The sequence below is a fragment of the Inquilinus ginsengisoli genome, from assembly GCF_050434925.1.
GTDB classification, from domain to species: Bacteria; Pseudomonadota; Alphaproteobacteria; order DSM-16000; family Inquilinaceae; genus Inquilinus; species Inquilinus ginsengisoli_B.
Genome location: NZ_JBNDJK010000001.1, coordinates 7721065 through 7734357, shown reverse-complemented (window position 1 = coordinate 7734357; position 13293 = coordinate 7721065). Strand labels below are relative to the sequence as shown.

8 protein-coding genes are annotated in these 13293 nt (G+C 71.9%); 5 read left to right on the top strand and 3 right to left on the bottom strand.

Translation table 11 applies throughout. The annotated features are described in order from the left end of the window. Positions 1-165 precede the first annotated feature (165 nt). From QFZ27_RS36170 to QFZ27_RS36160, 3 genes are all read right to left on the bottom strand, one after another. Positions 166-1047 (bottom strand): transglutaminase family protein, encoded by an 882-nt coding sequence (locus tag QFZ27_RS36170; RefSeq protein ID WP_429231605.1) that lies wholly within the window; start codon positions 1045-1047, stop codon positions 166-168. 160 nt (positions 1048-1207) lie between these two features. Next, positions 1208-3697: a circularly permuted type 2 ATP-grasp protein gene (locus QFZ27_RS36165; RefSeq protein WP_429231604.1), complete on the bottom strand. Its 2490-nt coding sequence runs from the start codon at positions 3695-3697 to the stop codon at positions 1208-1210. Positions 3698-3725: 28 nt separating this feature from the next. Next, the gene (locus QFZ27_RS36160) at positions 3726-7025 is read right to left on the bottom strand and encodes a transglutaminase family protein (protein ID WP_429231602.1); all 3300 of its coding nucleotides are present in this window, start codon (positions 7023-7025) and stop codon (positions 3726-3728) included. Positions 7026-7178: 153 nt separating this feature from the next. Here QFZ27_RS36160 and QFZ27_RS36155 point away from each other — a divergent pair, with 153 nt between their 5' ends. The 5 genes from QFZ27_RS36155 (at position 7179) to QFZ27_RS36135 (ending at position 13292) form a co-directional block, all read left to right on the top strand. After that, a complete protein-coding gene (locus tag QFZ27_RS36155) occupies positions 7179-8123 on the top strand; it encodes a GlxA family transcriptional regulator (RefSeq protein ID WP_429231600.1) in 945 nt (314 codons plus the stop codon). A gap of 95 nt (positions 8124-8218) precedes the next feature. Next, entirely contained in the window at positions 8219-9469 is a 1251-nt protein-coding gene (locus QFZ27_RS36150) for a sarcosine oxidase subunit beta family protein (protein WP_429231598.1), read from the top strand. A 10-nt stretch (positions 9470-9479) separates the two neighbouring features. Continuing rightward, a complete protein-coding gene (locus QFZ27_RS36145) occupies positions 9480-9749 on the top strand; it encodes a sarcosine oxidase subunit delta (protein WP_429231596.1) in 270 nt (89 codons plus the stop codon). Next, on the top strand, positions 9746-12706 hold the full coding sequence (locus QFZ27_RS36140; RefSeq protein ID WP_429231594.1) for a sarcosine oxidase subunit alpha family protein: 2961 nt from the start codon (positions 9746-9748) through the stop codon (positions 12704-12706). The genes QFZ27_RS36145 and QFZ27_RS36140 overlap by 4 nt, the downstream gene beginning before the upstream one ends. Beyond that, positions 12699-13292, top strand: a complete 594-nt coding sequence (locus tag QFZ27_RS36135; RefSeq protein WP_429231592.1) for a sarcosine oxidase subunit gamma — start codon at positions 12699-12701, stop codon at positions 13290-13292. Before QFZ27_RS36140 ends, QFZ27_RS36135 begins: the two co-directional genes overlap by 8 nt. Position 13293: the final 1 nt, after the last annotated feature.

The following is a 13293-nucleotide window of genomic DNA, read 5'->3' as shown; positions in this document are numbered from 1 at the left end:
GGCCGGAGTCAACCACGCCGTCCCGGCAGCCTTTCTCGTCATGGCGAGGAGGCGAAGCCGACGTGGCCATCCAGAGGCTGGTGCCGCCTGGATGGCCACGCCCTTCGGGCTCGCCATGACGGAGAGGGGGGCGGTTGCCGTGGTCTTAGTGGAGAGGCGCCGGTCTCAGGCGACCGGGACGACGTCGACCTTCACGGTCAGGGCCTGCGACCCGGCGCCGAGGATGACGCCGTCGATCGGCGACACGTCGGCATAGTCCCGGCCGTTGGCCAGGACGATATGGTCGTTCTCGACCAGCGCCGCATTGGTCGGGTCGAAGCCCAGCCAGCCGAACTCCTCGCCGCACCAGGCCGACACCCAGGCATGGGTGGCGTCGGCGCCCTCCAGCCGCTTCTTGCCGGGCGGCGGCAGGGTGCGCAGATAGCCGCTGACATAGGCCGCCGGCAGGCCGACGCCGCGCAGGCAGGCGATCATGATGTGGGCGAAGTCCTGGCAGACGCCGCGGCGGGCCTCGAAGGCCTCGATCAGCGGGGTCGACACCGCCGTCGCCTTCGGGTCGTAGGTGAAATCGGCCTTGATCCGCCGCATCAGCTCGGTCGCGGCCTCCAGGATCGGCCGGCCCGGCGGGAAGCTGACATGGGCATAGGCCGACAGCGGGCCGAGGATCGGCACCAGCCGGCTCGGATACAGGTGATGCGCGGGGGAGGACGGGGCCAGCGTCGCGGCGGCGAAGGCGCGCTCCCGCACCTCCTCCCAGGGCCGGCTCACCTGGCGCAGCAGGTCGCCGGTGTCGCGCGTCACCTCGACCCGCGATCGGGCGTCGACCCGCAGCTCGCGATGCGCCGCCTCGATCGTGACGGTGACGACGTCGTTGCCGAAGAAGCTGCGCCGCGCGGCGGAGGCGGCGGGCACCGGCCGCACCTCGATCGCCCGCGACAGCACTCGCTGCTCCGGCCGGTCGCTGGGCAGCAGGCGCAGCACGCAGCGGGCGAAGCTGACTGGCGTCTCATAGGCGTAGGTCGAGAGGTGACGGATGTCGTAGATCATGGCGGAGAGCCGCAAGGCAAGGCCGGCTGCCTGTCTTTATTGTCATGCCCGGGCTTGACCCGGGCATCCAGAGACTGTCGACATCCTCTGGATTGCCGGGTCAAGCCCGGCAATGACAGAAGAGAAGCACGGTCAGGCCAGTTCTCTCCGCTCGACGGCATCAATACAGCCCCGTCAGCTTCTCGGGCCGCGCGGCGTTGCGGCCTTGCAGGAAATAGCGGTCGGCGATCGCCTCGGACAGCTGCATTAGCTTCTGCTCGAAGCCCAGGATCTGGCTGTTGTCCAGGGATTCGGCCTGGGCCGCCGACAGGGTGCCGGAGATGATGGTGGTCAGCCGCAGCGGCGCCTCCGGCATGCCGTCCTCGCGCAGCGACGGCAGGGCCTTCAGATGCTCCAGCAGCCGCTCGACCTGGAACGCCACCGCCCGCGGGTTGAAGGGGTCCAGCACCACCATGTCGCGCACCGGCGCCAGGGCCGGCCCGATGACGTAGCGCGACCGGTAGCTGATCTGGGAATCGACGAGGTCCAGCAGCGCGTCGAGGTCGTCGATGGTGGTGTCGGGCTCGGCCAGGTGGCGGGCGAAGCGGCAGGTGTTGATGCCGCGCTCGATCCGCCGCCCCATGTCGAGGAAGCGCCAGCCGGCGACCTGGTTCATATTCTCCTGCGCCAGGCCGGACAGGGCGGCGATCACATGCAAGGCCCGGTCGGCGCGGTGGAAGGTCTCGCCCTCCGGCAACTCCGCCTCGCCGGGCAGGCCCAGCCGCTCCTCCAGCTCTGCCAGCAGCGGCCAGGAATCGGCGGACAGCCGCTCGCGGATGCCGGAGGAGGCGCGCCGCGCCGAGCGCACCAGCGAGATCGCGGCGCCGTAATTCTCGGCCTGGTTCAGGGCCGCGGCGGCGACGGCGCTGGCGCTGTCGCCCGGCTTCGGGCGGGGCACGGCGCCCCAGGCCACCAGCAGCTTCTGCAGCCGGTCCAGCGTCTGGCCGCTGCCATGGATGGCCGGGTCGGCCTCGACCAGGCTCGAGCACAGCCGCCGCACCAGCCGCAGCGTCGCCTCGGCGCGTTCGAGATAGCGGCCGAACCAGAACAGGTGGTCGGCGGCATGGCTCGGCAGGTTGCCGGCGATCCGGCGTATGGGCACGCGGTCCTGCCGCGGCAGCAGCGACGTGGCCTCGACCGGTTTGTCGGCAAGGATCCAGACATCGGCGGTCTGCACCCCCTGGCCCATCGACACGGCGCGCGCGTCGAGCCGGTCCGAGATCCGGCAGAAGCCGCCCGGCATCACCTTCCAGCCGTCCGGCGTCGCGGCGGCGAAAACGCGCAGCACGAAGGGCCGCGGCACCAGCTTGCCGTCCTGCCAGGCCGGCGTGGTCGACAGCCGCGCCACCTCCTGCCCGACATAGTCCACGGGACGGGTCCGGATCGCCGCCTCCAGCCGCGCCCGCTGCGCTGCCTCGGCGCCGAGCACGGAGGACTGGCCGGGGAAGCCGGGGACGGTGGCGCCGAAGGCGGCCGCGACCGCCAGCTCGGGCAACGCGGCCAGCACCGTGTCCCGCTCCTGCGGCTGGCCGCACCACCAGGTGGCGACATTGGGCAGCTTCAGGTCCTCGCCGCGCAGGCGGCGGCACAGCGCCGGCAGGAAGCTCAGCAGGATGCGCGCCTCGGCCAGCCCGGCGCCGGGCATGTTGGCGACCACCACCTGGCCGCCGCGGATCGCCTCCAGCAGGCCCGGCACGCCCAGCCGCGAGGATGTGTTGAGCTCCAGCGGGTCGCAGAAATCGGCGTCGACCCGGCGCCACAGCACGTCGGCGCGCTTCAGCCCGGCGATGGTGCGGACATGAATCCGGCCGTCATGCAGCACCAGGTCGTCGCCCTCGACCAGCATCAGGCCGAGGTAGCGGGCCAGATGCGCCTGCTCGAAATAGGTCTCGCTGTAGCGGCCGGAGCTGAGCAGGCAGATCCGCGGATCGGACCGGTCCGCCACCGCTGCCAGCCCGGCGCGCAGCGCGCCGAAGAACGGGGCCAGCCGCTCGACATTCATCTCGTGGTACAGCGCTGGCAGGGCGCGGGACAGGATCAGCCGGTTCTCCAGCGCATAGCCGCCGCCGGACGGCGCCTGGGTGCGGTCGTTCAGCACCCACCAGCGCCCGTCCGGGCCGCGGCCCAGATCGGCGGCGTAGAGATGCAGGTACCGCCCGCCCGGCGGCGCCACGCCGTGCAGCGGGCGCAGAAAGTCCGGGCTGCCGGCGACCGCCGCGGCGGGCAGCGCCCCCTCCGCCACCAGCCTGCCGTCGCCATAGAGGTCGTGCAGCACGGTCTCCAGCAGCTCGGCCCGCTGGATCACCCCGGCTTCGATCTCGCGCCATTCCGCCGCCGAGACCAGCAGCGGCACGCGGCTCAGCGGCCAGGACCGCTCGCTGGCCTCGCCATGGACGCGGTAGGACACGCCGGTGTCGCGGATGTGCCGGTCGGCCGCTGCGAAGCGGCGCTCGGCCTCATCCGGTGCCAGCCTGGCCATGACGTCCAGAAAGTCCCGCCAATAGGCGCGCGGCTTCCGGTCCGGGCCGATCAGCTCGTCCGGCACGCCGGGCAGGGGGGTGTAGCCGGCAATCCAGTCCTGCAGGCGCCGGGCCGCGGTCCGGGCCGTCATCGCATCCTCCCCGGCGCGCAGCGGAAGCTCACCGGCCAACAGGTGTTCTCAAATCCAAGGTCAACGGAAATTCGCTCGTTCGCTCTTCGGGGGGCATGGCCATCGGCCCGGGAGTATGCCCGTGATCCTGGAAGCGCGCGAGCCGTCGCGCTTCGGCTTCGTACGAATTTACCGGAAATGTGTCGTAACTCCGGCCGCCGGGATGGGCGGAGTGGTAGACGAAGCCGCCCAGCGACCGGCCGTTCCAGGCATCGATCACGTCGAAGGTCAGCGGGGTGTGGACCGGGATGTTCGGGTGCAGGCCGCTGGGCGGCTGCCAGGCCTTGAAGCGGATGCCCGCCACCGCTTCGCCCGAGGTGCCGGTGCCGTTGAGCGGCAGGCGGCGCCCGTTGCAGGCGATGATGTGGCGGCCGGGGACGAAGCCTTCGGCCCGGATCTGCAGCCGCTCGACCGAGCTGTCGACGTAGCGGGCGGTGCCGCCGCCGGCACCTTCCTCGCCCATCACGTGCCAGGGCTCCAGCGCCTGGCGCAGCTCCAGCGCCACGCCGGCGCGCTCGGCCCGGCCCAGGATCGGGAAGCGGAACTCGCGCTGGGCCTCGAACCAGTCCGGATCGAAGGCATAGCCGGCCCGCTTCAGGTCGGACAGCACGCCGAGCATGTCCTGCCAGACGAAATGCGGCAGCATGAAGCGGTCGTGCAGCGCGGTGCCCCAGCGCACCAGCCCGCCCTGCTGCGGCTCGCGCCAGAACCAGGCGAGCAGGGCCCGCAGCAGCAACTGCTGGGCCAGGCTCATGCGGGCGTCGGGCGGCATCTCGAAGGACCGGAACTCGACCAGGCCCAGGCGGCCGGTCGGGCCGTCCGGCGAGTACAGCTTGTCGATGCAGATCTCGGCGCGATGGGTGTTGCCGCCGACATCGACCAGCAAGTTGCGGAACAGCCGGTCGACCAGCCACAGCGGCAGGGGGCCGGCCTCGGGCGGCGGCACCTGGGCCAGGGCGATTTCCAGCTCGTACAGCGAATCGTGCCGCGCCTCGTCCACCCGCGGCGCCTGGCTGGTCGGGCCGATGAACAGGCCGGAGAACAGGTAGGACAGCGCCGGGTGGCGCTGCCAGTACACCACCAGGCTCTTCAGCAGGTCGGGACGGCGCAGGAAGGGCGAATCCGCCGGGGTGACGCCGCCGAGGACGACATGGTTGCCGCCGCCGGTGCCGATGTGGCGCCCGTCGGTCATGAACCGGTCAGTGCCCAGCCGGGTCTGCCGCGCCTCCTCATACAGGCCGGCGGTGATCTCGACCGCCTCGCGCCAGCTGGCGGCGGGATGGACATTGACCTCGATCACGCCGGGATCCGGCGTCACCTTGATCACCTGCAGTCGCGGGTCGTGCGGCGGCGGGTAGCCCTCGATCTGAATCGGCAGGCCGGCCTCCGCGGCGACGGCCTCGATCTCGGCCAGCAGCTCGAGATAGTCCTCCAGCCGCTCGACCGGCGGCATGAACACGCACAGCACACCGTCCCGCGGCTCGAAGCTCAGCGCGGTGCGGACCACGTCCTCGACCGTCGGATCCCGCTGCGGCGCGACCGGCTGCCGCGGGGCGGTGCCGCCGGCCGCCACCGCCGGGCGGGGCTGATGGAAATCCGGCAGCGACGGGTGCTCGTCGAACGGATCCTGCGGCACGACCTCGGGATAGTCGTCCTTCGGCACCCAAGGCAGCGAGCTCAGGGGCAGCCGCAGCCCGACCGGGGAGTCGCCGGGGATCAGGAACAGCCGGCTGCGGCGCAGGGCCCAGCGCTCGCTCATCCAGCGCCCGCCGTGCCGCGCGGCCCAGCGCTGCACCGGCAGGACATAGCCGGTGGGGGCGGCGAGGCCGCGCTCGAAGGTCCGGATCATGCGGGCACGCTCTTCCGGGTCCGCGATCTTCGGGTCCCGGAGGTCGACATTGGCCGGCAGCTCGGCCTCCTTCAGCAGCCAATGCGCCGGGTCCTCATAGGCCGGCATGACATAGCCGGCGAGGCCGAGCCGTTCAGCCACCCGCTCGGCCAGGCGCTCGGCTTCGGCGGCGCCGGCCTTGGCCGGGCGGGCGGCCTCGGTCGCGAGCAGGCCGGGGTCGCGCCAGACCGGCTTGCCGTCGCACCGCCAGTACAGGCCGAAGGCCCAGCGCGGCAGGCTTTCGCCCGGATACCACTTGCCCTGGCCGTAATGCAGCAGGCCGCCCGGGCCGAAGCGGGTCCGCAGCCGTCGGATCAGGTCGTCGGCGAAGACGCGCTTGGTCGGGCCGACCGCGGCGATGTTCCATTCCGGCGATTCGAAATCGTCGATCGAGACGAAGGTCGGCTCGCCGCCCATGGTCAGGCGGACATCCTGAGCGGCGAGGTCGGCATCGACCTGGTCGCCCAGCCGGTCGAGCGCCTGCCAGGCCCCGTCCGAGAACGGCATGGTGATGCGGATCGGCTCGATGATCCTCGACACCTCCATCGCGAACTCGAACTCGACCTCCGCCGGCTCGACCACGCCGCTGATCGGGGCGGCAGAGCGGTAATGCGGCGTCGCCGCCAGCGGGATATGGCCTTCGCCGCACAGCAGGCCGGAGGTGGCGTCGAGGCCGATCCAGCCGGCGCCGGGGATATAGACCTCGGCCCAGGCGTGCAGGTCGGTGAAGTCCTTGTCGGTGCCCTTCGGCCCGTCCAGCGGGTCGATATCGGCCTTGAGCTGGATCAGGTAGCCGGAGACGAAGCGGGCGGCCAAGCCGAGCCGGCGCAGGATCTGCACCAGCAGCCAGGCGGAATCGCGGCAGGAGCCGGCGGCCAGCGCCAACGTCTCGTCCGGCTCCTGCACGCCGGGCTCCAGCCGGACCAGGTAGCGGATATCGTGCTGCAGCTGGGCGTTGAGCCCGACCAGGAAATCGATGGTGCGTGCCTCTTCTTGAGGCAGCCCCGCCACGAAAGCAGTCAGGCGCGGGCCCGCCGGCTCGGGCTCCAGATAGGGCGCCAGCTCGACGCGCAGCTCCTTGGGATAGACGAAGGGATAAGCCTCGGCGTAGGGCTCCATGAAGAAGTCGAACGGGTTGATGACGGTCATCTCCGCCGTCAGGTCGACCTCGATCGCGAACTCCGTCGCCTTCTCCGGAAACACCAGCCGCGCCAGCCAGTTGCCGTGCGGGTCCTGCTGCCAGTTCACGAAATGCTCCGCCGGCGTGACCGTCAGCGAATAGCTCGGGACCTTGGTGCGGGAATGCGGCGCCGGGCGCAGCCGGACGACCTGCGGCCCGAGCGCCACCGGGCGGTCGTAGCGGTAGCGGGTGACGTGGTGTAGGGCGGCGACGATGGACACGGACGCTCCTGCCTCGGCTGGACTACGGGACGTCCCGCTGTCAAAGAGTGAGACTGTGCGCGTCTGCAAGCAAGAAGCATGCAAGCGCCGGCCGAGGCTTGACCCGGAGCGGTCGATCGCGTCCCCTTCGCCCGGGCGGCAGGAGGGATGCGGATGGAGGGGGCGTACACGGTCGGCTTCCTGCTGATCCCGAACTTCCCGCTGATGCCCTATGCCGCGGCGATCGAGCCGCTGCGCGCCGCCAACCTGCTGGGCGGGCGGGACCGCTACCGCTGGCTGCATTTCAGCCCGGACGGGCAGCCGGTGCGTGCCTCCAACGGCATCGCCATCGCGCCGGACCGGCCGCCGGAAGCGATGGGCGAGGCCGACCTGCTGGTGGTCTGCGCCGGCACCGGGATCGAGGGCTTCGACCATCCGCCGACCCTGGCCCGGCTGCGCAACCTGGCGCGGCACGGCACGGCCCTGGGCGCGGTCTCCGGCGGCCCCTATCTGCTGGCCCGGGCCGGGGTGCTGGACGGCCACCGCTTCACCCTGCACTGGGACCACCACGCCGCCTTCGCCGAGCGCTTCCCGGAGCTGGAGCCGACCGGCCATCTGTTCGAGATCGACCGCGGCCGGCTGACCTGCTCCGGCGGCATCGCGGCGCTCGACCTGATGCAGGCGCTGATCGGCCAGCGCGACGGCCCGGCCCTGGCCGCCCGGGTCGCGGACTGGTTCATGCACACCCAGCTACGCCATGGCGACGACCCGCAGCGGCTGGACCCGCGCCGGCGCTTCGGCGTCAGCCATCCTGGCCTGCTGGCGGCCCTGGCGAAGATGGAGGAGCGGATCGAGGAGCCGCTGTCGCGGCCGGAGCTGGCGGCGATCGCCGGCCTGTCGCTGCGCCAGCTCGAACGCCTGTTCCGCGACCGGCTCGGCCGCAGCCTGGCCGAGCACTATATCGACGTGCGGCTGCGCGCGGCCCGGCGCCACCTGCGCCAGACCACGCTGTCGGTGACCGAGGTGGCGCTGGCCTGCGGCTTCGTCAGCGCCAGCCATTTCTCGCGCAGCTACCGCACCCGCTTCGGCCATCCCCCGGCGAAGGAGCGCGAGGGCTGACCGGCTTGTCCTATTGGGACATGCCGGTGGCGCGCTGAGGCAAATCGCGATCCGGGTCTGCCGGATACTGCTGGCGATCCTGGGACGGAGGCTGCGTGCGCTATTCGATCTTCTCGGTGCTGGGCCAGGCCCTCAGGGGCCAGAAGGGCTGGACCCCGGCCTGGCGCGACGCTTCGCCGAAGCCGGATTACGACGTCATCATCGTCGGCGGCGGCGGGCACGGCCTGGCCACCGCACACTATTTGGCCAAGGAGCACGGCATCATCCGCGTCGCTGTGCTGGAGAAGGGCTGGATCGGCGGCGGCAATGTCGGCCGCAACACCACCATCATCCGCTCCAACTACCTGCTGCCCGGCAACATCCCGTTCTACGAATGGTCGATGAAGCTGTGGGAGGGGCTGGAGCAGGATCTGAACTACAACGCCATGGTCAGCCAGCGCGGCGTCCTGAACCTGTTCCACTCCGACGCCCAGCGCGACGCCTATGCCCGCCGCGGCAACGCCATGCGGCTGCACGGCGTCGATGCCGAACTGCTGGACCGCGAGCAGGTGCGGGCGTTGGTGCCGCTGCTCGACTTCGACAATGGGCGCTTCCCGATCCAGGGCGGCCTGCTGCAGCGCCGCGGCGGCACGGTGCGGCACGATGCCGTCGCCTGGGGCTATGCCCGCGCCGCCGACAGCCGCGGCGTCGACATCGTCCAGAACTGCGAGGTCACCGGCATCGCGGTCGAGGACGGCGCCGTGGTCGGGGTCGAGACCACCCGCGGCCGTATCCGCGCCGGCAAGGTCGGCTTGGCCTGCGCCGGCAACTCCTCCCGCGTCGCGGCCCTGGCCGGCCTCAAGCTGCCGATCGAGAGCCATGTGCTGCAGGCCTTCGTGTCGGAAGGGCTGAAGCCGCTGGTGGACGGCGTCATCACCTTCGGCGCCGGCCATTTCTACGTCAGCCAGTCCGACAAGGGCGGGCTGGTCTTCGGCGGCGACATCGACGGCTACAACTCCTACGCCCAGCGCGGCAACCTGCCGGTGGTGGAGGATGTGGTCGAGGGCGGCCTCGCGATCCTGCCGCAACTCGGCCGGCTGCGCCTGCTGCGGCAATGGGGCGGGTTGATGGACATGTCGATGGACGGCAGCCCGATCATCGACAAGACGCCGGTCCGCGGCCTCTATCTCAACGCCGGCTGGTGCTATGGCGGCTTCAAGGCGACGCCGGCCTCGGGCTGGTGCTTCGCCCACACCATCGCCCATGACGCGCCGCATGCGCTGAACGCGGCCTACCGCCTCGACCGCTTCGCCACCGGCCACCTGATCGACGAGAAGGGTGTCGGCGCCCAGCCGAACCTGCACTGAGGACACGACCATGCGGATCCCCTGTCCCCATTGCGGCGAGCGCCCGGCGGAGGAGTTCAGCTATCTCGGCGACGCCACGGTGCGGCGGCCGGCGCCCGATGCCGGCATCGACGCCTACGTCGACTACGCCTATCGCCGTGACAACCCGGCCGGGGCGCTGGCGGAATACTGGTATCACGGCGGCGGCTGCCGCTCCTGGCTGGTGGTGACCCGCGACACGCGCGACCACCGCATCCTCGGCGCCGTCGACGCCCGGGCCCGAGGGGAGGTTCGGCGATGACCTCCTTTCGCCTCCCGGCCGGCGGCCTGATCGACCGCTCGGCGACGCTGCGCTTCCGCTTCGACGGGCGCGAGCTCGCGGGCCATCCCGGCGACACCCTGGCCTCGGCCCTGCTGGCCAACGGCGTCGGATTGACCGGACGGTCGTTCAAATATCACCGCCCGCGCGGCATTCTCTCGGCCGGGGCGGAGGAGCCGAACGCGCTGGTCGAGCTGCGCCGCGGCGCGCGGCGGGAGCCGAACAGCCGCGCCACGGTGGTCGAGCTGTTCGACGGGCTGCAGGCGGACAGCCAGAACCGCTGGCCGTCCCTCGGCTTCGACCTGATGGCGGTGAACGGGCTCTTGTCCCCCATCTTCGCCGCCGGCTTCTACTACAAGACCTTCATGTGGCCGGCCCGGTTCTGGGAGAAGGTGTATGAGCCGCTGATCCGCCGCGCCGCAGGCCTCGGCCGCGCCGCCACCGAACCCGACCCGGACCATTACGAGAAGGCGACGATCCACTGCGATGTGCTGGTGGTCGGCGCCGGCCCGGCCGGGCTGACGGCGGCGCTGGCGGCAGGGCGGTCCGGGGCGCGGGTGATCCTGTGCGACGAGGGCGCCCGCCTCGGCGGCAGCCTGCTGTCCGAACGCCGGCCGGTCGGCGGCCGGGCAGCGCCGGATTGGGCGGCCTCGGCCGAGGCCGAGCTGGCAGGCCTGTCGGAGGTCAGGATCCTGCGCCGCACCACCGTGTTCGGCGTGTTCGACCACGGCACCTATGGCGCGGTCGAACGGGTCGGCGACCACCTGCCGGTGCCTGAGCCGCACGCCCCGCGGCAGCGCCTGTGGCGCATCGTGGCCAGGCGCTGCGTGCTGGCGGCCGGCAGCCTGGAGCGGCCGCTGGTGTTCGGCGACAACGACCGGCCCGGGGTGATGCTGGCCGGCGCGGTCCGGACCTACCTGAACCGCTACGCCGTGGCACCGGGCCGCCGCGCCGTGGTCTTCGCCAACAACGACACCGCCGGCGCCGTGGCCGCCGACCTCGCCACCGCCGGGGTGGCGGTGGAGGCGATCGTCGATGCAAGGCCGGGATCGACGCTGCAGGCGGCCGGCACGCGGCTCCTGGCCGGCGCCGTGGTGACCCGCGCCGTCGGCGGCGCGCGCGGCCTGCATGCGGTCGAGATCCGCGACGCCGCGGGCGGCCCTTCGACGCTGCCCTGCGATCTGCTGGCCATCTCCGGCGGCTTCAGTCCGAACGTCCACCTGACCTCGCATCTCGGCGGCCGTCCCGCCTGGTACGCAGCGCTGGCCGCGTTCGTCCCGGGCGATTTGCCCGCCGGCATGGACGTGGCCGGCAGCGCCGCCGGGACGTTCGACCTGGCCGGCTGCCTCGCCGGCGGCGGCCGGGCGGGGGCCGAGGCGGCGAAGGATTGCGGCTTCGACGGCGGCCGCTTCGACCCGCCGCAGACGGCGCCGGAGGCGACCGGCGTCAGCCCGCTCTGGCGGGTGAGCGGTGGAGGCGGCAAGCGCTTCGTCGACTTCCAGAACGACGTCACCGACAAGGACATCGAGCTGGCCGAGCGCGAAGGCTTCCGCGCTGTCGAACACCTGAAGCGCTACACCACCCTCGGCATGGCGACCGACCAGGGCAAAACCTCGAACGTCAACGCCATCGGCATCATGGCCGAGATCACGGCGCGGGATATCGACGCGATCGGTTCCACCCGGTTCCGCCCGCCCTATACCCCGGTGTCGCTGGGCGCCTTCGCCGGCCACGCCCGCGGCCACGACTTCCGCCCGACCCGCCTGACCCCGTCGCATGACTGGGCGGCGGAGCAGGGGGCGGTGTTCGTCGAGACCGGGGCCTGGCTGCGCGCCCAGTACTTCCCGCGGCCGGAAGAGAAGGACTGGCTGGAGACGGTCAGCCGCGAGGTGCGGCAGGTCCGCTCCGCCGTCGGGATCTGCGACGTCTCCACCCTCGGCAAGATCGACCTGCAGGGCGCCGACGCGGCGGAGTTCCTGAACCGGCTCTACATCAACACCTGGACCACGCTGCCGGTCGGGAAGGCGCGTTACGGCCTGATGCTGCGCGAGGACGGCATCGTCATGGATGACGGCACCACCTCGCGGCTGGGCGAGGACCGGTTCCTGGTCACCACCACCACGGCCAATGCCGCCAAGGTGTTCCAGCACATGGAGTTCTGCCACCAGTGCCTGTGGCCGGAGTTCGACGTGCAGTTCACCTCGGTCAGCGACCAATGGGCCCAGTTCTCCGTGGCCGGGCCGAAGGCGCGCACGCTCCTGGCCCGGATCGTCGACGCCCCCTTCGACATCGGCAACGAGGCGTTCCCCTATCTCGCCGCGGCCGAGCTCATGGTCTGCGGCGGCATCGCCGCGCGGCTGTTCCGCATCTCCTTCTCGGGCGAGCTGGCCTATGAGGTCGCGGTGCCGGCCCGCTACGGCGACGCGCTGGCGCGCCGGCTGATGCAGGCGGGTGCCGATCTCGGCGTCACCGCCTACGGCACCGAGGCGCTGGGCGTGATGCGGATCGAGAAGGGCCATGCCGCCGGCAACGAGCTGAACGGCCAGACCACCGCCGCCGATCTCGGCCTCGGCCGGATGATGTCGATCAAGAAGGACTATATCGGCCGGGTCCTGGCCGAGCGGCCGGGGCTGGCAGACCCGGCGCGGCCGGCCCTGGTCGGCTTCCGGCCGGTCGACCGGTCGCGGCGGCTCCGGGCCGGGGCGCATTTCATCCCGAACGGCGCGGCGGCCACGGCAGCCAACGACCTGGGCTACATGACCTCCGTTGCCTACTCGCCGGGGCTGGGCCACTGGATCGGCCTTGGCCTGCTGTCGGGCGGCCCGGCGCGGATCGGCGAGACCCTCCGCGCCTGCGACCCGGTGCGCGGCGAGGAGGTGGCGGTCGAGGTGGTGTCGCCCGTGTTCCACGACCCGGAAGGGGAGCGCCTGCGTGCCTGACCTCACCCCCCGATCCGCCTTCATCGGCCTCCCCGCCCGGTCCGGCCGCGCCGAGGGCGAGCCCGGCGTCACTGTCCGATCACGCGACGATCTGGCGATGGCGAAGCTGATCGCCTGCGAGGGCCGGGCCGGCGATCTCGCCGCCGCGGTCCGCGCCCGTTTTGGTCTGGAGCTGCCGGCCACGCCGAAGCGGGTGGAGCAGGGCCGCCTCGCTGTCATCTGGTCCGGCCCCGGCCAATGGCTCGCCGTGGCCGAGGACGGGCACGACCTGACCCGTGAGCTGACGGAGACCGTCGGCGCCTTCGCGGCCGTGAGCGACCAGAGCGACGGCCTCGCCGTGCTGCGCGTCTCCGGCCCGCACGCCCGCGACGCGCTGATCAAGGGCGTCGGCCTCGACCTGCATCCGCGCGCCTTCGGCCCGGGCGACGCGGCGGTGACCGTGATCGCCCATATCGGCGCACAGCTCTGGCAGCTCGACGACCGGCCGACCTACGAGATCGCCATCTACCGCAGCTTCGCCGGCAGCCTCTGGCGCTGGCTCGAAGCCTCCGCGGCGGAGTTCGGCTGCGCGGTCGAGGCCAGCTGAA